Source organism: Algoriphagus sanaruensis (assembly GCF_001593605.1).
Lineage (GTDB): Bacteria > Bacteroidota > Bacteroidia > Cytophagales > Cyclobacteriaceae > Algoriphagus > Algoriphagus sanaruensis.
On the sequence record NZ_CP012836.1, the window covers coordinates 446,223 to 466,756 of the forward strand.

The window sequence follows — 20,534 nt, forward strand, 5'->3', positions numbered from 1 at the left end:
ATGGGAGCGAAAGACGGATTCATAAAATTTACAAGAGAAACACCTGTAAGCCGAGACCCGAAAGATCGAATCGGAGATTACAGAGAAATATATGAGCCTTTTTCTGATGAAAAACTCAATCATCAGGCGGCAAGATGCATGGATTGTGGAGTTCCATTTTGCCATAATGGTTGTCCATTAGGAAATGTTATTCCTGAATTCAATGATGCGGTTTACCAAAAAGAATGGGAACAAGCCATCAAAATCTTAAGAAGTACCAACAACTTTCCAGAGTTCACAGGAAGGATTTGCCCCGCACCCTGTGAAGCAAGTTGTGTTTTGGGGATCAATAAAGATCCTGTAGCTATTGAATTGATCGAAAAGAACATCGCAGAAAAAGCCTATGAACTAGGCTTAATCAAAGCTAACCCTCCGAAAACTCGGACTGGTAAGAAAGTGGCGGTAATCGGATCAGGTCCAGCTGGACTTGCCGCAGCAGATCAACTTAATCAGGCTGGTCATGAGGTTACCTTATTTGAAAAGGATGCCAAAGTTGGAGGACTCCTTCGCTATGGGATTCCAGATTTCAAACTTGAAAAATGGGTAATCGACCGTCGAGTTGAGCTTATGGAGCAAGAAGGTGTGCATTTTGCAACTCAAACGGAAATCGGAAAAACCATTGATTCTGCTCAAATTTTGAAAGATTTTGATGCAATTGTTCTTTCTACTGGTGCTCAGCAACCTCGTTCTTTGAATATTCCAGGAGATAAACTTAAAGGCGTTCATTTCGCAATGGAATTTCTTGGAAGACAAAATCAAGTAATTGGAGGTGAACTTGATGGAAACCCGATCCATGCCGGAGGTAAACATGTCCTGGTCATTGGAGGTGGAGATACAGGAAGTGACTGTATCGGTACCTCAAATCGACATGGAGCAGCCTCCATCACTCAACTCGAACTACTTCCAAAGCCACCTAAGCAGCGTACTGTTCTTAATCCATGGCCAGAGTGGCCAATGACATTGAGAACTTCTAGTTCCCATGAAGAAGGTGCAGAACGTGTATTCTCTGTTCTTACCAAAGAATTTGTTGGAAACGAAAAAGGAGAAGTTACAGGATTGAAAATCGCCGAAATTGAATGGAAAGAAAAAGGCGGAAGAATGACCTTTGAGGAAGTTCCTGGAACAGAACGAGTCCTTTCATGTGACTTGGCCTTCATTGCAATTGGTTATTTAGGGCCAGCTCAAAATGGATTATTACAGGCATTTGGTGTGGATACGATGGAAAATAGCCTTCCTAAGTCAAAAAATTACCAGAGTACAAACCCGAAAGTCTTCCTTGCCGGTGATATGCGCAGAGGCCAATCCTTGGTGGTCTGGGCAATATCTGAAGGTAGAGAAGCAGCTGTCAAAGTAGACGAATTCCTGATGGGATCGTCAAGTCTACCTCAGAAGGATGCGTCCTTCTATCAGGTAGAGGAGCAAATCGCGGGTTAAACGCCGGTTTTTTCCGGCATTCCAATAGTACCCTGTTTAGTTGACCCACCTGCGATAAAGAAAGCCACCTTATGGGTGGCTTTCTACATTTTGGTTCAATTAGTTTCTTGGTCTTCTAGCCATTGGCCTTTCAGGACGATCATGGACTTCTCCTCCCGGTCTTCTCCGGTCTCTAGCATCCATTTTGATCTCTTCCCACTCTTTTCGCTGCTCTTCAGTCAAAATACTTTTTATTTTCTCTTCTTGAGCTTTCATTTCTGCTAGTCTAGCTTCACGTTCTGCTCGTTGTGCTTCCATTTCTTTTTGCCTTTTTTGAGCATTTTCAAGGTGAATGGCATATACCTCTTTTTTTTGATCCTCAGAAAGATTTAATCTTTCAGCCATTCTATTAGTCATTTGTTGAGCCCTTTCCTCTGGAGAAGGAACTTCTTTTGGCCTTTGTTGAGCCAATACACCTAGGGTAGTCATGCCCACTATGGCAATACTTAAAATCCATCTTTTCATACGTCTGTTTGTTTAGGTTTCGGTAATTAGATATGAAAAGGGATTTTTGGTTTAAAGATGAATAAATAGAAAACTGTTAAAGGAACTTAAAAGGCTTATTTTTCTTCAATCAGATCTTTACGTTCGGTAGCTCTCACATACCTTGGCTTGATCAATAACCTGAGGCTGGGATCAAAGCTTAGGTAATTCCAAGACCAATCAAAAAAGATAAAAAGCTTGTTCTTGACGCCCAGGATGGCCATTAAATGGACGAAGAGCCATGTCAGCCAAGCAAGAATTCCTTGGAATTTAACAAAAGGCAAATCCACAACTGCCTTTTTACGTCCTACCGTTGCCATTGATCCGAGATCCTTGTATTCAAAAGCCATCATTTCTTGGCCTCGAGAAATTCTCCGAAAATTAGCGGCTAAGTTTTTTGCTTGCTGAATTGCAACTTGTGCGACTTGTGGGTGTCCTTTGGGCAGAGAATCTGTGCTCACTACACTTTGATCTCCAAGCACAAATATTCCATCCGAATGAAGTAATTGATTGAAAGGATCTACTTTCATTCGACCATTTCCTGCAAACTGCTGATCCTGAAAACCATCGATCCGATTAGGTTTAATGCCAGCCGCCCAAAGCAAGGTCTCAGTATAAATTGGCTCTTTTCCTTCAAGAATGACAGTTTTACCATCAAAATTCAATACCCTCGTGGAGACAAAGACTTCCACTCCTAGTTCATTTAAATAACTGAGTGCATGGTCTTGGGCTTCTTGGGACATCGTAGAAAGCAGCTTTGGGCTTGCCTCAACCAAGGTCACCTTCATATTTTTAAAACTCAATTCAGGATAGTCTTTGGGGAAAACAGTATTCCGTAGTTCCGCCATTGCACCTGCCAATTCAACGCCTGTAGGACCTCCTCCTACAATAACCACATTCATCAAGGCTTTTCGATCTGACTCATTTTTCAGATTAACAGCCCGTTCGTAATTTGAAATAATCTTATTTCGGATATAAAGAGCCTCGGAAACTGTCTTCATTGGAGAAGCAAAATATTCGATTTGTTGAGCACCAAAGAAATTGGTTTCCGCACCCATGGCTAGCACCAAATAATCAAAATCCAAAAATCCAACATCCGTATAAATACGCTTCTTTTCCTGATCTACTCCTTGTACCTCAGCCATTCTAAAAGTGACATTTCGGGTATTGTGAAAAATCTTCCTCAATGGAAATGAGATCGCTGAAGGTTCGAGACCTGCAGTAGCTACCTGATAAAAGAGGGGCTGGAATTCATGAAAGTTATTCTTATCGAGAAGGATAACCTGGTATTCGGTGTTTTTCAACTCACGGGCCAATTTTAATCCTGCAAAACCTGCCCCAACAATTACGATTTTGGGAAGATGTAATTCAGGAAGATTTGGAATGGGAGAAATATTCATAAAAAGAAAAGTCAGTTTGCAAGTTATAAGACGATTTCCACCGGAGTAAGTCTGGAAAAATCAGGAAAATAAGTCGCGAATTGTGTTTGCAATGGTTTTCCCCCTTATCAAAAGAATTGTATTTTTGCCCACTTCAAAAAGTAAATCTATGGGAAGAGCATTTGAATTCCGGAAAGAGCGAAAATTTAAGCGATGGGACAAAATGTCCAAAGTCTTCACCCGATTGGGTAAAGAGATTGTGATGGCCGTAAAATCTGGAGGTCCTGACCCTACAAGTAATGCGAAACTCCGCACGGTAATCCAAAATGCGAAAGGTGCCCAAATGCCAAAAGACAGGATAGAGGCAGCGATCAAACGAGCATCTAACAAGGATGAAAAAGATTACGAAGAAGTAGTATACGAGGGCTATGGCCCATTTGGAATTGCGGTAATTGTAGAGACCTCCACAGACAATACCAATAGAACCGTTGCAAATGTTAGGTCTTATTTTTCTAAGGCCGGTGGTTCATTGGGCACTTCAGGCTCAGTAAGTTTTATGTTTGAACGAAAGGCGGTTTTTAGATTTGCAAAAGGAAATTACGATATCGAAGAACTGGAGCTTGAGTTGATCGACTTCGGATTAACCGAAATCGCGGAAAATGAAGGGGAAATCTTCGTATACACCGAATTTGAAGATTTTGGTACGATGCAAAAAGCCCTTGAAGATCGTGGAATTGAGGTTATCTCAGGTGATTTTCAGCGTTTCCCAACTACCCTTACCGAAATCACTGAAGAACAAGAAGAAGTAATCCAAAAACTTATTGATCGTCTCGAAGAAGATGATGATGTAAACCAAGTATTCACTAATATGGCCTAGGTGCAAACCAGGCCTTTTTTATGAGTTTTAGAAGAAGAGAGAATTTAAAGCCCTCGGACAAATTGCTTGTACTCGTGGGGAGCAAAAATCCTGTTAAAGTAGCCTGTACTGAAGATGCGTTCACAAGGGCCTTTAATCGACCAATTTTAGTAGAAGGAATCAACGTTTCATCTGGAGTCCCAGACCAACCCATTGGAGAGCGGGAGACTTTATTGGGTGCCAAAAACAGAGCATATCAGTCTAGAGATGTATTTCCAGAAGCTAACTACTGGGTGGGAATAGAGGGAGGAATTGATGAGGACGAAAAAGGGATGTTTGCTTTTGCTTGGATGTTTATTCTTGGTCAAAATGGCAAAACTACCCAAGCCAAAACAGGCACCTTCTATCTCCCCAAAAAGGTCTCAGAACTGGTAAGCCAGGGAATGGAGCTTGGAAAAGCGGATGACTTGATCTTTGAACAAGAAAACTCCAAACAACAAGGTGGATCTGTAGGACTCCTTACTCAGGGTGTAGTGAACCGTGACGAATACTATCGACAAGCCATAATTCTAGCCCTAATCCCATTTTTGAACCCCGATCTCTTCTAATAAAAATTAGATTATATCAGGTAATTTTGAAATTTTTTAAGAAAAGTTTTGGAGTTTAGGTATATTTTTTCGTGTTTTAACACGTAAAGAATATTCAACTCAAAGTTTCTTAAAGACACCCTAAGTTGTTTCATCACCCTATATAAAGTACCCTTCCTTATAACCTCCCTTCTGGGAGGTTTTATTTTTTCAAGTTCTCCAAAAATTGACGTAACGCGACTCTCCAATCTGGATGAGCATCCCAAACGGGACCGATATAAAGTTCATCACGAACCAAAAGTTTGATATAATATTTAACGACCGTCTGACTTCCCTCTTCTCCACCAAGAGGATCAAATCCCATACTTTTCATTAAATCTGCTTGACGTCCCTCGACCTTCACCAATAAAAACTGAACTCTCTCACGGATCAATTCTTGAGCGGGTCTCGATTCGGTCAACCATTCCACTTGATGGGGGTAAACTTGACTGATTATTTCCTGAATCTGGGATTTTTGCGTTGCCTGTTCAGCTAATATTGCCTCTTGGGTTTTACCAAGAAGATCATAACGAAAAAAACTTACCATCCCAGTTTCCGCAGATGTACCCTCCAAAGGAATCCCAAGCTTAAAAACATCCAAGTTTAATGGGTTTCTGGGCAAAAAGTCTAAAGATCCTACAGCCCCACCAGAGTTAGAAGTTGAGTTTAGAAGGGGAAATTCAGCAACATCAATCACCAACAAATTTTTACTTTGCTTTTGCTTTCCTATTCCTTCAAGTTGTAATCCGGCAGATTTCCAATCCGAAGCCTTAATTCCAAAAATGGAAGTTGTAGATACCACTTTGGCATCCCCACTAAATGGACCAATATGAACTTGACAAGCATTTTTTTGCCGCGTCACAAATACTACATTTTTCACCTTCCGCTGCGCAAGAGCAGTAGCAAATTCCGCCAAGGTAGCCTCCGAAAGAGAAATCTGCTCCAGCTCAAAATAACCAACTGGATCTCCTCCAGATTCTACTAAGTAGGGATGAATGCTATCTGCTAATGATCTCCACTCCATAGCGGGTCTGGCGGATGGATCAGAAGAGATCAAAACAACTGACTTCCCCTCTAAATAACTTTCTGGCAAATTACCCTGTGCTTTTAGATTGAAAGAAAGAATAGAAAAAAGAAAAACAAGGGAGATAAATTTCATGATTTCGCGGAATCAAGCAGTTAAGCTTACTATTTTTACGAATATACATAACGCAATACAGAATACGAGATGTCAATTCGGCCCATTTTAGTCTTTAGGTTTTTCATAATTCTTTGGTTTTGCAACACGACTCCTTCGATAGGTCAAAAAATTTCTTCTGAAAACTTACTGGCTCACCTCGAGTTCTTAGCGTCTGATGAGCTTGAAGGAAGGAAAACACTCGAGGCTGGAAACTTAAAAGCCCGGCAGTACATTCAAAATTTTCTCAACAAGCTAGAACATGCCGAATCCATTTACCCGGATTACACACACTATTTTTCATTTGAAAACTCCCGAACCAAAAAGAGATACGATGATGCAGCAAATCTAATCGCCTATATACCGGGGAGCGAAAGCAAGAAAATTATCGTGATTACAGCCCACTATGATCATGTGGGCGTAGGAAGAGCAAATGCTTCGGGTGATTCGATTTATAACGGTGCAGATGATAATGCATCTGGCACTGCAGCTCTTTTGGAAATCGCATCTTATTTCTCGAAAAACAGGCCTAAACACGCCATTATGATTGCTGCCTTAGATGCAGAAGAAATGGGTCTGCAGGGAGCAAAGGCTTTGGTAAATGATTTTCCCTATGAATTGGATCAAATTCTGCTCAACATCAACATGGATATGATCGGAAGAAACGATCAAAATGAACTTTATGTGTCAGGAACACACTATTATCCGCAGTTCAAAGACATTTTAGGAACAACAGCCCAAAATCACAGCATCAATTTGAGATTCGGTCATGATATCCCCGGAACCGGCGCAGACGACTGGACTAAATCATCGGATCATGGCGCATTCTTCGCCAAACAAGTGCCTCACCTTTATTTTGGAGTTGAAGATCACGAAGATTATCACAAACCTTCTGATGATATTTCAGGGATTCAAGCAGATTTTTTTACCCATGCTACAAACCTAATTCTTGATTGTATTTTGGCTATTGATAAAAAAATTGAAATTAAATAACCAGTAGAAATTGAACCGATTTCCATTAACTCTAGTCTGACTTGGCCAAAAACGATATCATAACGCGTTTTCTGATCTGGAGACTCCGCCATATGAGCAACCAGACCTTTATCCTAATCCTGAGTGGATTAGTAGGAATAGGTTCTGGATTGGCAGCAGTGATCCTCAAGCAAACTGTACATGGTATCCAGCATTTTTTGACAGAGGATTTTTATAAGGAATACGCCAATTTCCTCTATATCATTTATCCTTTGATTGGAATATCCATCGCTTATCTGATTGGGAAATTTATCCTCAAGGATGTGGGAGGTCACGGAATTCCAGATATACTTTTCAATATTTCCAAAAAGTCTAGCCTAATCCCCAGAGTAAAAATGTACAGTCGGGTGATCACTTCGGCATTTACAGTCGGCTTTGGAGGATCAGTTGGATTGGAAGCCCCAATGGTCGTCACTGGATCTGCTATCGGATCCAACACAGGAGTTCTCATGCATCTGAACTCAAAAAAAAGAAGTCTATTGATAGGATGCGGAGCGGCAGGAGCTATCTCAGCGATATTTGGCGCTCCGATTGGTGCAGTAATTTTTGCAATAGAGGTCATTTTAATGGAAATCAGCACGGCTAGTTTCATTCCCTTGCTGATTGCCTCTGTGATGGGCTCAATTACTTCCTTATTGCTTATTGGTAAAGAGTCCTTATTCAATTTTCAAATTGAAGAATCTTTCCAGGCGATCCACATGCCTCATTATTTGCTTTTAGGTATAATCTGTGGAATGGTCTCCCTGTATTTTAGTAAAATGGTCCAGTCCACAGAACAGGTGATGGAGGATATGGGAGATCAGTGGATGCGGCTCTTGTATGGTGGAGCATTTTTAGGGTTTATGGTGTTCTTTTTCCCTCCGATTTATGGAGAAGGCTATGACACACTTAACCTATTGATCGAAGGAAATTCAGGTCAAATCCTAGATAAAAGTCCTTTTTTCTCCCAACTCGAAAACCCTTATTTGATTTTTGGATTCTTGGTAATCGTCATTTTACTAAAACCGATTGCCTCGGCAGTCACAATTGGTGCAGGCGGGAGCGGTGGAATATTCGCTCCATCTTTATACGTTGGTGGACTCGTAGGTTTTGCCTTTGCTTATTTTTACAATTTATTTGACCTCCCCTATCATTTACCCATGGCTCATTTTACTTTGGTGGCCATGTGCGGAGTAATGGCTGGTGTTCAGCATTCTCCCTTATCTGCGATATTCTTGATCGCAGAGATTACGGGAGGCTATGAATTGTTTATTCCTTTAATGTTTGTCTCGGCGATTTCTTCATCGACGGCAACTTATTTTCAAAAAGATAGCTTGTATAAGCTTCAATTGAAGGCACAAGGGAAACAACTTCCCGAATCCAAAGACCAAGAACTTTTGGATGCGATTTCTATAGAAAATGTCATCGAAAAAGACCTGCTTCCCATCGATCCAGAGTCAAAACTGAAGGATCTAATCAACTTGGTTAAAATCTCCAAGCGAAATATTTTCCCAGTGGTGGATCAAGAGGGAATCCTCAGAGGGATTATTACCCTTGATGATATCAGAGATATTATGTTTGATGCTGAAAAGCAAGATTCAATCATGGTCAAGCAGCTGATGCACAGTCCTCCAGAAATCTTATTGGATACCGAAAATATGCAATCTGCGATGGAAAAATTTGAAAAATCGGGTGCTTGGAATCTACCTGTAATTCAAAATGGGAGGTATTTAGGCTTCGTTTCTAAATCGAGAATTTTCAATACTTATAGAAATAGACTGCTTCGACAAAAGCTCCAATAAGCCAATTTTAGAAGAAAATTTGGAATCTGATTTTATCCACTTTCTAAGAAAAAAATAAACCTGATTTTCAGCAGTTAGAAGGAATTATCCACAAAAGATGACTCAAGTAGGAGGCATTAAATTCCTTATTTTCAGTGAATTATATATATATCAAAAGGGAGTGTGGATAAATAATTGAATTTGTGGATAAATTTTTCTTGCGTTTTTTAATCCTCAAAATTTCAATGTATTGGCATTTATTTACAAAACTTGCCAAACTCTGTCAGCTAAATTTTTACCACTTAAAACCATCTCCAAAAATCCAGAAATGAAATTTTATTTGGATTTGAAAATGGATGAAAAATTTGAGAGAAAATTTTTCTGACTTTTTTAGAATCTACCTTATTGGCCTAGAAAAAAAAAAATTTTTACAGCCAAAGTTCTATTTTTTTAAATCCCAAAACCAACTGGCTCCAAATTGTTCATTTGCCGCAAAATCCAAGATTGTCTTCCTTTAATATAGCCAGTTGGTCTTGCTGGATTCCATCGTCTTGGATTTGGTAAAACTGCAGCAATCACAGCCGCTTGACTACGGGAAAGTTTTGAAGCAGGCCGTTTGAAGTAAGTTTGCGCTGCAGCCTCAATCCCATAAATACCATCCCCCATTTCGATGACATTGAGGTAAACTTCCATAATTCGCTCTTTGGACCAAATAACTTCAACCAAAACCGTAAAATAGGCTTCTAAAGCTTTTCTCACATAACTTCTATCTGGCCAAAGGAATACATTTTTTACGGTTTGCTGGGTAATCGTACTTGCGCCTTTGATTCGCTTTCCTTTCTTATTTCCTTCCCATGCTTTTTCCATCGCCTCAAAATCAAAGCCCCGATGGTCAAGGAACTTTTGATCCTCAGCAGCTACCACTGCTTGTGCAGCATGTTTTGAAATATTCGTGATTGGCTCCCAATCTTTATACAGTCTTAACTCTTTTTCTGGATCCAATCCCTGCTCGACCAAGCGGATAACCATCAAAGGAGTGATCGGCACCGGTACAAATCGGTAAAGAATAACCAATCCGATCGATAACCCTAAAAACCAAAGGGTAATCTTGAAAATGAGTTTCCCAATCCAACGAATAATCTTCATAGTAAAGGCTAATTGATTGCTTTTGCCTGTGCAAATTGATAGAAAAAAACTGCATTTTCATCATCCGACAACGAATCCAAATCTCTTTCCATTTGGAGCACTATTTCTGGAGTCACCTTATCCGATTTTAACAAAGAATCTTCGGCACTTTTCATTAGCGTTTTCCAATACAAACAGAAGTTTTTGAGTCGTTCACCATCCCTTTGATCACAAAGGAATCCTCCATTTCGAATTTCAATCTGTTGAAATCCTGCAGTATTTAACAGGTTTCCAAGGTGGATACCGATATCTGGATTTCCGCCTAGTTCCTTCTGATGAGAATTATAAGCCTCGTAATACTGAAGAAGACCTTGAAGTTTTGGATAAAAATAAAAGCTAGCGTTAAATACTTCGGTAATAAAAACTTTTGCACCAAAATCCAAAAAAGGCTTAATCCGGAAGAGAACTTGGGAAGGATTCGCTAAATGCTCCAAAGTCCAGCAAATAAATAAGCCATCAAAAATTTGATCGAATTTAGGATAATGGATATCCTGACATTCAAATCGTACTCGACCTTCGTATTCTCGTAGGTTTTCTTTCGCTTTTATCAACTGTTTCTGCTCTATATCCACACAAGTGATCTGTAAGTTTGGAAACAGGTCAAGGAGAATTTTGGTCTGAGCACCTACTCCAGAACCTAATTCTAGAATATGATGGCATCCCGAAAAATCAATTTTTTCATAAATCAAGGATGCCAAAATTCCAGACTGTTCTAAAAGTCTAGCTTGTTCTTTATCCTGATAGCCATGCAGATAGTTCATTCTCAAATTTCAATAAAAAAAGGGCCGAAGCCCTTTTAAATTATGGATTAGCAACCTTTTTTTTCAAAACAATTGGCGCTGTTAATTTAGAAGAAACTGTTTCCATGAAGAATTTCAGGTCAGCATAAGCACCCACAGGGATTAAACTCGCTCTGACATCAAGCTTTGCTGTCACTTTGAGGATTTCACCGATCTTTTCAACAGAATAGTTAAAACCAATTAATCCCCCCGGTATAGTAATGCTTTCGCTAGTCGGATAGTCATCCAGTTCATACCCCTCAGGAATTACAACATTTGCCGTATATAATTCGCTAAACGGATATTCAAAATCAACTGGAAAAACACGGTACTCCTGTGTAAATGGATTTTGAGCAAAAGAAGAAATCCTCAAGGGGTTAAAAGCTAAAATGTCTAATTCTGCCGCATTTGGCATCACCATTTCAAAATTCGCATTTAGGTAGTTTTTCTCCTCTAGCAAGTTTTCCAATTCCACATTTCGCACTTCCATGGTTTCCCTGGAATACGTGAATAAATCCTCCATCGGTTTTTCTGCTTTTCGCAATCGCTCTGCAGCCTTTGCAATACTCAGCCCCGCATAATTGTAACTTCTTAGGCTATTTTTTATTACAAGCTCGCCAGTTTCTTGGTTTAACTCCACCGTAGAAGAAACGATATTATTCGAATTGTGCTTTAATTCGATCGGGATAAGCCTGCTTTTATCCTTTTGTAATAGAAGCCCTCCCTTGACATGCTTATCAATATCCACAAACCCAAATGGTGCCATAGGATCACTCAAATCAATAAACTGTGGCTTCCCATCAAGTTCAGCTAACAATAAAATTTCATCAAATTGGTTTAAAAATGGAAACTGAACCAATTCGCTTCTGCCGTAACCTTTGCTTCCGATGAGGATTGGATCACAGACAATGCCTTGTGATTTTAAGATTCCCATATAAGCCAAAATCAATTCTCCGGGTTGGCCTCGCTTGGACTTTAATAATTGGTTTAGGCTTTGATCTGGATAGATGTAGTCCTCCCCTTCATTGATAAAATTATCTCGAAGATAATAGTAGGCGTTTTCTGCTTTTTCTCTTTGGGTACCTTTGGATAGATCTAAGGCAAAAAGTTCTCGCTCCAAGGCCCCAGAACGGTAATAACCATTCACGGTATATCGCTCGATCATTTCATCCCCAAGAACTTCCCATGTATTGAGTACATCTTTAAATTCCGCGCCTGCATTGGAAGCTGCTGTCTGATATTTAGATAACTGAAATTCCACACGCTCTTCATAATCGCGGTAGTTTTTCATGTAGGGTTCTTCTTTTAGCGAATAGAGATTCCGTAATTCCCAAGAATATGTGCCATTATTGACCTCCTTTTTAGCTTTATAGAAAAAGTTTTCCCCCTGACCGATCATTTTATACTCCAATTGTGGGATCATGATGATCTGGTATCTAGAGAACAATGTGGGAATGGATCGTTGGAATCTCCACCCATCTAAGAAGGTTAGATTCTTATCTCCCTTCTTATAAGAAAACTCCAAGATAGATCCTACTTGAACATCTGGAAAGGTAATTCGAACTTCTCGATAGCCTTCTCCCAAGTCTACATCAAAGATATTGTCCTTTCCAAGCTTAGTGACATTAGCCTCACCATTGACATAATTGACCAGTTGGGCCTTTATTCCGGAGATATTTTCTACACCTGAAGTCCCTCTGTAATAGCGAATTCTAATATCGCCTTCTTCCTTTCCGGCTTCAGTCAAAATTTTGATTCGGTAAAAAAAATTGGTCTCAAGGATATCACTGTAAAACCGAGAGTCTCCATAAGCCGCCAAGACAACCGCCGCAGCTCCTGGTTCATACGGGACTTCTGTCAGTGCTATTTCATTGGGATTGATGTCGCCCATTTTATTGGATTGAGCGAAAAGAATACTTGGCCCTAGTATAAGTGTAAGTGCCAAAAAGAATTTATTCATACGAATTTGAACTAAGTGATGATTTTAAGAATGTTAATGTGCGGTCAAATTTTCCATTGATTTCTTTGAAAAGGCTTGTCCTTTGTTCCTCGGAAATTTCCCTGTCAAGTTGAATTGAAATCTCTCGGAAAATTTCTAGATCCTTTCCTGATTTTGAGATAGAAAGCTTTCCTTCATATCCAGAGCCTTCAATTGAAATCTCCTGAGAGTCTCCTCCCTCAAGTTCAAAATTTTCTGGAAGGGAAATCGTATAGCTATCTTCTCTAGAAAGGATATTTCCCGAAAGTTGTCCTTCACTAACCCGGGTCAAAAAGGGTCTTAGAATCAACCGCTTAGAAGTCCCTTGAGTGAATCGCTGGATCAATCCAGAATAGCGGATAGTGGCAGTAGGAAGTGAGTCTTCTCTGCCCATTTCCATTGCGTATTCCCCAACAATAAGTCCTGCCACCGCAGAATTTCGATTGAGATAATCTCGTTTTTCGCGATCATCTAAAACAGAATTCACCTCTCTTAAGCGCATAGCGGCATCTCCTGAGGTAGTCCATGTCGATTCAATCCTTGCACCTCCTTGATCATCGATGGTAACATTTGTCTTGGTAAGGATTTTATTCCAATGATCTTCTTGATAGGCTGGTGTTTTGGTCAGGTACCCACCCTCTGGAGTGGTAACTAGGACGTGACGGTTACTGGTAAAGTCACCCAGATAGCCAGGAGGATTTAAGGTAGAAGTACATTCCAACCAAATGGGGCCAGAATCAGTGGGTACTTGGAGGATTACGTGATTGAACTGGTTAGAAGGTAAATCAACCTCAATATCTTCCTCATCGACACCAGCATACACTAACGTGTAAAAGGAAGGAATCCCAGCGACTTCGAGCATAGACTTCATGAGGTTAGTCAAGGCCTTGCAGTCGCCATATTTATTTTCCAAAACTTCTTGAGCCGTCATGGTTTGCCAACCCCCAATTCCCAGTTGAATACTCACGTAGCGAAAATTTCGCTGTAGGTATTCATAAAGAACTTCGATTTTTTCATAGGGTGTATCCAAATCTTGAATCATTTGGAGAATTTGCTGTTGAAAATCCTCAGGTAGTTGCCCTCTTCCTGCATTGAGTTTACTCTGCCACATCCCCAAACCGGCCCAATCATTCATTTCTCCCTGAAACTCCCCAATCGAGAACTTCACAGGAGCCAAAAGTAGCTTTGGCAATTTGTCCTGATCATAGGAAGGTGTCAAAACCTCCAAATCCTCCACTTGCCAAGTGTTCGTCGTGATTCCATCAGCAACCTCTGTTTTTGTTTTCGCCTCAAGGTTAACCTCCTTAAACTTCAAGCCTAATTCAGTAGGATAGACAAAATCTAGACTTGACTTGGTCACTTTTTGATGCAGATAATTGATTGGATACCAATCGCTGTAATAGAAATTGTTGTTTTTAAGGATTTCAGTCCTGATTTTAATGATTACAGGATATCTAGGGGAACTGGGTTCATAAAATTTATACCGATTATCAAGCAGAAAACTGGTGGAATTGGAAGCGTAATCTGACATATCTCGGAGTCGAGCTTTCTTGATTGTCTTGCCGGTAAGTGGCTCAATCATTTCCAATTCAAAATCCTTGATCGAAACCAAATTATCGTAAAAAAGTACTACCCTAGCATGTCGTAACCCTTCCTGACTTAGGACTGTAATCGTTTTTTCTGAAACCTCTTTGACTGTATAATCTGCTAAAACAGTTACGGTCTTCTCTTCTTCCAAAACTGAATAAATTGGGGCATTTTTCTTCACCTCCACCGTATCCCCTAAATCGATTAAAGGGAAGGATAGGAGGAATCCAAAAAGTAAATTCAACATACGCAAATGAGCTAATTCGATACAAGAAGGGATTAGTTTTGTAAATTATCAAGCGACAATTAAAAGAAATTTTAGAAGGAATTAACTAGTCTGAAAAAGGCTAACTTAAAGCAGTTCTATAACTCAAATAGGCCCCAAAAACTTGTAATTCATAAATAATGAATGCTATTTTGACTCCGCTAATCTCGTATTACCTATGAATCCTATTGCAATCGGAAGTTTTGAAGATTTTGAAAAATACAATGGTTTGGAGCTTGGGGCCTCAGATTATTTCAGAATTACCCAAGGTCAAATCAATCTTTTTGCCGATGCTACCATTGATCATCAATGGATTCATACTGATCCTGAAAGAGCCAAAAACGAAGGTGGATTTGGATCTACTATCGCACACGGGTATTTGACCCTTAGCCTCGTTCCTCATTTGTGGGAGCAAATCGTTCAGGTACAAAATCTCAAAATGATGATCAATTACGGGATCGAAAGCCTTCGATTTGCACAGGCCGTAACCGTGGATAGTGAGGTACGACTAGTTGCCAAATTGAAAAATGTAGCTAATCTGAGAGGAACAGTAAAAGCTGAAGTGGAAGTAAAACTTGAAATTAAGGATCAAAAAAAGCCGGCATTCACCGGCGTTCTTGTATTTCTATATCACTTCCATTAATCAGGACGCTAGCAGGTCATTTACTACGGTAGCCGCGCAAGCACAACCAAATGCAGCAGGTAAAAAGGACATCGTCCCGTAGGCTGATTTTTTATAATTACTTCCATCAGTGAGCATCAAACTTTCCTTGATCACACGCTCAGTAGAAAACACTGCCTTAAAGCCTCCATGAATCCCTCTTTTTCTAAGTTTTTTACGGACTTTTTGCGCCAGTTTACATTCATAGGTGTTTTCTAATTGTACCACTTGAATTTTGGTAGGATCAACTTTCCCTCCTGCACCCATGGAACTTACCAATGGAAATCCTCTTCGAAAAGCACCTTCTATTAAATGAAGCTTGGGAGTAAAGCTATCGATACAATCCACCACATAGTCATATTCATTATTTTTTAGGAGCTCAGTCATGGGTTCAGGCTTCAAAAATTCCTTGATCACATGAAGCTTCATATTGGGATTGATAGCTGAAAGCCGTTGCTCCATCCATTCAGCTTTGGATTGTCCAACATTTAGTTGAGTAGCTGGCAGCTGTCTGTTGACGTTTGATATATCCACGGTATCCCCGTCAATAATCGTCATTTCCCCTACTCCAGATCTGGCAATAAATTCGGCGGCAAACGAACCCACACCACCCAGTCCAACTACAAGTACATGCTTACCCGCTAACTTTTCAAGGCCTTCTCTTCCGACAATCAATTCTGTCCGGCTTAGCCAAGCAAATTCACTCATGAAATTTTACGTTTCGAAATTCGGTTCCAATTCATAATGAGCTGAGCGCTCAATTGTTCTAAAGAAAGCCCCAAAATTAGAGATGCCTCTTGATAAATGGAACTAATTGGGATCTGCGATTCATCTGTTTCTAAATAAATTCGATCTAAAGGACAGGATTTAAGCCATTTTTGAGCATTGCTATCTTTTTCAAGGATATGCCGCCCAAAAGAAAAAAAGACCGGGTATTCTAGTAATGGAAGCGCTAATTCAGGCTTCAAATTCCATCCATGCCAAATAATTGCAGGCAGATCTTTTTCGTGTTTTAAGTATTCCAGGAGCAGATCATGCCCTTTTACGCAATGAAGAATAAGTGGCAAACCCATACTTAGGGCCCATCTTGCTTGGGCATAAAATGCCGCTTTTTGAAGAGCAATCTCGGGTCCTTTGATCCGATCAAATCCGACTTCCCCAATAGCAATTACTCGTGTATCCGATTTGGAGATAGTTTGAATATCCCGAAGTTCATCTTGCCAATGAACACTTACTTTCCAAGGGTGGATACCCAAAGAAATCTGACCGTTTTCGGGAATACTGCCTAGCAAACCATTATAAATGGTGCAATGGGCTTGGATTTGATGCGTATGAAAATCCCAAAGATGCATGGATTAAACTTCAGGTTTTTCATTGAAAAAGAAAAAGCCGCACCAATAGTTTTGAAGCGGCATTTTGGGAAAATTCCAAAATCACTGTTTTTTGGAAAATAAAATGGTGGCTGGTCCTTGCTTTAGGGTTACTTGATTTTTTTCTGGATCAAAGGTAAACGTAGCCCCTACAGATTTAAGCTCAAAGGTGGAAATAGAACTCGCCTCTAAAACAGATTGAGGCTGACCGGTTAGTTGGACTGCTACTTTCCCCCCTTTATTCTCAACCGTCAGAAGCATAGGAATTTGTGTCGAGCTGTATGTGCCCACATATTTACCAATCAACTCTTCTGAGATTTGGATTTCTGTAAAATCAGGCAATTCCCATTCTCTGCCAAACAGCGAATTCAAGCTTGCTAATAAGATATCATTGTTGTTATAATTCATCCCATTGGAAAGGACCGCGAGTGATACTTTATCTTCTGGGAAATAGGCTAGAAAGGATCGAAATCCATCAATTCCCCCCGTGTGTCCATAGCTTCTTCGTTCATAATAAGGGAACGAAAACATGCCTCGTCCATACCCTTCCTTAATCTCTTTCATTAACTCTAGGCTTTCTGAGGAGACCAGCCTTCCTTCAAACAAGGCCGAAATGAATATTGACAAATCCCCAACTGTAGATTCCAGAGCTCCTGCTCCTAATGGTACTGAAGGATCCGCTTCTAAATCCAATTCCCATTTCCCGTTGTAGAGATACGATCTTGCTTCTCCATTTTCTGGATCGATTTTATCAAAAATGCGCGTTGCTTTCAGATTTAACGGCTGGATTATCCTTTCCTCCAAAAGCTGTGGGTAAGTTTTTTGATAAACCCGTTCCAAAATCCAGGTTAGAAGGACAAAATTACTATTGCTATAATCAGCCTTGGAATCAGGTGTAAAGATGCTTCCCCCTTCCTTCATCATTTCGAGGAGTTGGCTTTCTTGATGAACCTTGGTCCGATAAATCGGATAATCTAGGCGATTCGTAAAATTAAAGATTCCGCTTCGATGTGATAAAAGTTGGCTAATCGTGATCTTATCTGCATGCTGAATTTCAGGGTAAAAATCGGCTAGTGATTGATCTAGGGAAAGCTTCTTTTCTTCTATGGCTTGAAAAACCAACACGGTAGTAAACATCTTGGTAATGGAGCCGATTCGAAGCTTGGTATCCAAAGTCAAGGGGATTTCTCGCTCTTGATCAGCCCAACCCACGGCCTTTTGAAAAAGGACTTGATCATTTTGGGTGATTGAAAGTACCCCCATAAACTTTTCATGGTTTTCTAGTGAATCCAAAAATTGAGAAAGTTTAGAAAATTGGGTGTTTTGACCCCAAACAGGTGATAGGAAGAACCAAAAAGTAAATGCGGTAAGTAGGTGTTTTCGATTCATAATGCAAATTGGGATAAAGAGAAAGCCTCCCCTGAATTTGGGGAGGCTTATGAATTAATCCAAACGGTTTCTTTCTTCTGTGCTTCCTGAGTTTGACCTTACTCGGAAACTTTCACCTTTGGCAAAATTATATCTCAGCGTAAATCTCACGCCTTGGTTGCTTCGGTATTGTCTGAATCCGGTATCGATATCAGCAAAGTCAATTTTGGCTCTGATGATTTGCGAACGGAAAAGGTCTGTTCCATTTACAGAAAGAGAGAGTTTATCTTTCATCAGCGATTTGGTCACTCCAGCATCTACCCAAGCAAATCCTTTGATTTGTCCTTGACCCCAAATCTGAGGACTCAAATACATTCCGATAAGCTCCATTCGAAATCCTTTCGGAAGCGTGAAGTTGTGTTGCGTTCTAGCCATGTAGGACACTTGAGCAACATCCAAAAACTCCTGTCCGATTTGAGATTTGAATTGGTTGTAGTTTGCTTGAAGCATATTGGACATATTCCACCATTTTTTGACCTCAAAAGGAAGAATAGCTCTGAAGTTTGCATTCTTAGTTTTGTCAAAATTATCAGTAAACGTGGTGGTGGTCCGATTTTCTTGATTCTGTTCAAATACCTGCATAAAGGCATTCTCGGTGACGCTATACCCAATCGTGAACTGATAAGCCCCTTTGACCACATGATTCATTTCAAAATTTGTCGAGTATTGAGGAGTCAGATGTGGATTTCCTTGCTCAGAGGTAAATGGATCGATGTAATAAATGAACGGATTAAGCAATCGGTAATTGGGACGAGTGATTCTTCGATTCGCGTTATAAACGATCTGATACGAATCACTGACTTTGTGCTGGACAAATACACTTGGAAATAGGTTGAAATATTCTTGCTTATTGACCTGATTTAAAGTCACCGAATTACCGACAATATCTGAGTATTCTCCTCTCAACCCAGCCTGATAGCTTAGGTTAGGATTAATAGCACCTTTCAATGTGAAATAAGCAGCCAACACGTTTTCATTGTAGATAAACCGATTGGAATTGGGGTCGGGGTTAAATGGACCTTCCTCTTGAGCTCTACTTAGATCTAAATCATTATCTGATTCTACCCAGCTTCCTTTTAGGCCAGTTTCGATCATTTTACCTCCTTTCAACGGCTTGACAAAGTCTACTTTCGCCGTGAAAATGGTATAATACATATCATTTAAAGTCAACAATTTGTCATTGGTCCCATTAGAAGGATTGTTGCCAGTCCAGTAGTTATTATCCAACAGCGATGAACTTTCAGAGTCCATGATGGTATAGTCTACGTCGGCGGAGAGTTTTGTACCTAGGGTATCCAATTTTGCATCGTAATGGAGGTTAGCAAACAATCTGTTGCGAGTACCTTTTGAATCATTTGAGGATTCGATGTAGTTGTTTTCGGTTTGTCCCGGATTGGTGATTTCTGTACCCGATTGGTTAGTGTTGACATCCGTAGATGAAGAGGCCTGGACATTTAAGCCTAAATTTTGATCCTTGGCAATTTCATAATTCGCCGAACCGTTAAATGACGGGGTTTTATATCGGGAGTTAATTCTTGAGTCCTGATTAAAATTGGAAATTCCTTGTTCTAGCGTGAAGTTTCGAATGATTTCCAAATCATTGAAAACTGCATACTCATTGTAATTCAGTGTACCGTTGGTTGAAAGTTTTCCCTTTTTGATGTTCAACGTCGCGCCTGCATTTGGTGCAAATTGACCATTGTATTGTCCACCTACTTGAATATTTCCAAATACTCCATCGACCGAATTTCGCTTGAGTTGGATATTGATGACACCCGCAGCACCCTCAGCATCAAATCTAGCTGAAGGATTATTGATCACTTCGATACTTTTGATATTATCAGCAGGCATAGATCTAAGGAAATTAGCGAGATCTGTTGCGCTCATATAAGTCGGACGATCATTGATCATCACCGTGGCACCGGTTCTACCATTAAGATTGATATTCCCTTCGGAATCCACAAAAATCCCTGGAGAGCGGCCGATTACATCCAAGGCATTGGAACCTTCTGCCATGACCGTGCCTTCGATATTCACGATCGTTTTATCTGCTTCAATGATAATCTCAGGTCGAGAGGCTTTGACGGTTACCTCATCTAATCCGGTCATTTCATCTTCAATCTTTACCACTCCAAAGTCCTTGGAAATACCAGGAGCTAAATCAAATGTGGCTGAAGTAAAATTTTTGTAACCAATAGATGATACGACGAGATTGACCTTAGCCGTTTTGGTGGATTCAATCAAGAAATTCCCATCCTCATCCGAAACCGCCCCGTCTACCAGACCGCCGTCCGGAGAAATCAAGGCAACATTGGCAAATGGGACAGGCTGACCTTTTTGGTCTTCGATTTTCCCCGAAATCTTGGATACTTCTTTGGGAGCCGCTACTAGCGTACTGATACCCATCATATAGGTAAGGATCGCTAGAAAAATAAGGTTGGCAGTTTTCATAAATA

The 20,534-nt window shown here is 40.2% G+C and carries 17 protein-coding genes; 6 read left to right on the plus strand and 11 right to left on the minus strand.

Annotated elements, in window-relative coordinates:
- Entirely contained in the window at nucleotides 1–1,473 is a 1,473-nt protein-coding gene (locus tag AO498_RS01945; protein WP_067543022.1) for a glutamate synthase subunit beta, read from the plus strand.
- A gap of 99 nt (nucleotides 1,474–1,572) precedes the next feature.
- Here the strand turns inward: AO498_RS01945 and AO498_RS01950 are convergent, their stop codons facing one another.
- Together AO498_RS01950 and AO498_RS01955 are read right to left on the minus strand one after the other, a co-directional pair.
- Nucleotides 1,573–1,977 (minus strand): DUF4890 domain-containing protein, encoded by a 405-nt coding sequence (locus AO498_RS01950; RefSeq protein WP_067543024.1) that lies wholly within the window; start codon nucleotides 1,975–1,977, stop codon nucleotides 1,573–1,575.
- 95 nt (nucleotides 1,978–2,072) lie between these two features.
- On the minus strand, nucleotides 2,073–3,395 hold the full coding sequence (locus tag AO498_RS01955; RefSeq protein ID WP_067543027.1) for an NAD(P)/FAD-dependent oxidoreductase: 1,323 nt from the start codon (nucleotides 3,393–3,395) through the stop codon (nucleotides 2,073–2,075).
- Nucleotides 3,396–3,543: 148 nt separating this feature from the next.
- Here AO498_RS01955 and AO498_RS01960 point away from each other — a divergent pair, with 148 nt between their 5' ends.
- On the plus strand, nucleotides 3,544–4,251 hold the full coding sequence (locus tag AO498_RS01960; protein WP_067543030.1) for a YebC/PmpR family DNA-binding transcriptional regulator: 708 nt from the start codon (nucleotides 3,544–3,546) through the stop codon (nucleotides 4,249–4,251).
- A gap of 20 nt (nucleotides 4,252–4,271) precedes the next feature.
- Nucleotides 4,272–4,838: an inosine/xanthosine triphosphatase gene (gene yjjX, locus AO498_RS01965; protein WP_067543033.1), complete on the plus strand. Its 567-nt coding sequence runs from the start codon at nucleotides 4,272–4,274 to the stop codon at nucleotides 4,836–4,838.
- A 181-nt stretch (nucleotides 4,839–5,019) separates the two neighbouring features.
- On the opposite strand, the gene AO498_RS01970 is transcribed toward yjjX, so the two are convergent.
- Nucleotides 5,020–6,015, minus strand: coding sequence for an NTPase (locus tag AO498_RS01970; protein ID WP_067543036.1), 996 nt, complete (start codon nucleotides 6,013–6,015; stop codon nucleotides 5,020–5,022).
- 69 nt (nucleotides 6,016–6,084) lie between these two features.
- On the opposite strand from AO498_RS01970, the gene AO498_RS01975 reads away from it, so the two are divergent.
- Together AO498_RS01975 and AO498_RS01980 are read left to right on the plus strand one after the other, a co-directional pair.
- Nucleotides 6,085–7,026: a M28 family peptidase gene (locus tag AO498_RS01975; protein WP_067543039.1), complete on the plus strand. Its 942-nt coding sequence runs from the start codon at nucleotides 6,085–6,087 to the stop codon at nucleotides 7,024–7,026.
- A 92-nt stretch (nucleotides 7,027–7,118) separates the two neighbouring features.
- Nucleotides 7,119–8,846 carry a chloride channel protein gene (locus AO498_RS01980; RefSeq protein ID WP_236778627.1) on the plus strand — a complete coding sequence of 576 codons (1,728 nt, stop codon included), beginning with the start codon at nucleotides 7,119–7,121 and terminating at the stop codon, nucleotides 8,844–8,846.
- A gap of 429 nt (nucleotides 8,847–9,275) precedes the next feature.
- Here the strand turns inward: AO498_RS01980 and mtgA are convergent, their stop codons facing one another.
- The 4 genes from mtgA to AO498_RS02000 are packed head-to-tail and all read right to left on the minus strand — an operon-like array spanning nucleotide 9,276 to nucleotide 14,601.
- Nucleotides 9,276–9,971 (minus strand): monofunctional biosynthetic peptidoglycan transglycosylase, encoded by a 696-nt coding sequence (gene mtgA, locus AO498_RS01985; RefSeq protein WP_067543045.1) that lies wholly within the window; start codon nucleotides 9,969–9,971, stop codon nucleotides 9,276–9,278.
- 8 nt (nucleotides 9,972–9,979) lie between these two features.
- Nucleotides 9,980–10,771, minus strand: coding sequence for a class I SAM-dependent methyltransferase (locus tag AO498_RS01990; RefSeq protein WP_067543048.1), 792 nt, complete (start codon nucleotides 10,769–10,771; stop codon nucleotides 9,980–9,982).
- Between the two features lie 40 nt (nucleotides 10,772–10,811).
- Nucleotides 10,812–12,749: a DUF3857 domain-containing protein gene (locus tag AO498_RS01995; RefSeq protein ID WP_067543052.1), complete on the minus strand. Its 1,938-nt coding sequence runs from the start codon at nucleotides 12,747–12,749 to the stop codon at nucleotides 10,812–10,814.
- Entirely contained in the window at nucleotides 12,742–14,601 is a 1,860-nt protein-coding gene (locus AO498_RS02000) for a DUF3857 domain-containing protein (protein ID WP_067543055.1), read from the minus strand. The genes AO498_RS01995 and AO498_RS02000 overlap by 8 nt, the downstream gene beginning before the upstream one ends.
- 196 nt (nucleotides 14,602–14,797) lie before the next feature.
- On the opposite strand from AO498_RS02000, the gene AO498_RS02005 reads away from it, so the two are divergent.
- Nucleotides 14,798–15,262 carry a MaoC family dehydratase gene (locus tag AO498_RS02005; RefSeq protein WP_067543058.1) on the plus strand — a complete coding sequence of 155 codons (465 nt, stop codon included), beginning with the start codon at nucleotides 14,798–14,800 and terminating at the stop codon, nucleotides 15,260–15,262.
- Here AO498_RS02005 and AO498_RS02010 read toward each other — a convergent pair whose 3' ends face one another.
- The 4 genes from AO498_RS02010 to AO498_RS02025 form a co-directional block, all read right to left on the minus strand.
- The gene (locus AO498_RS02010) at nucleotides 15,263–15,988 is read right to left on the minus strand and encodes a tRNA threonylcarbamoyladenosine dehydratase (RefSeq protein WP_067543061.1); all 726 of its coding nucleotides are present in this window, start codon (nucleotides 15,986–15,988) and stop codon (nucleotides 15,263–15,265) included.
- The gene (locus AO498_RS02015) at nucleotides 15,985–16,632 is read right to left on the minus strand and encodes a TatD family hydrolase (protein ID WP_067543064.1); all 648 of its coding nucleotides are present in this window, start codon (nucleotides 16,630–16,632) and stop codon (nucleotides 15,985–15,987) included. The genes AO498_RS02010 and AO498_RS02015 overlap by 4 nt, the downstream gene beginning before the upstream one ends.
- Nucleotides 16,633–16,713: 81 nt before the next feature.
- Nucleotides 16,714–18,039 (minus strand): serine hydrolase domain-containing protein, encoded by a 1,326-nt coding sequence (locus tag AO498_RS02020; RefSeq protein ID WP_067543067.1) that lies wholly within the window; start codon nucleotides 18,037–18,039, stop codon nucleotides 16,714–16,716.
- Between the two features lie 54 nt (nucleotides 18,040–18,093).
- On the minus strand, nucleotides 18,094–20,529 hold the full coding sequence (locus AO498_RS02025; RefSeq protein WP_067543070.1) for an outer membrane beta-barrel protein: 2,436 nt from the start codon (nucleotides 20,527–20,529) through the stop codon (nucleotides 18,094–18,096).
- Between the last annotated feature and the right edge of the window lie 5 nt (nucleotides 20,530–20,534).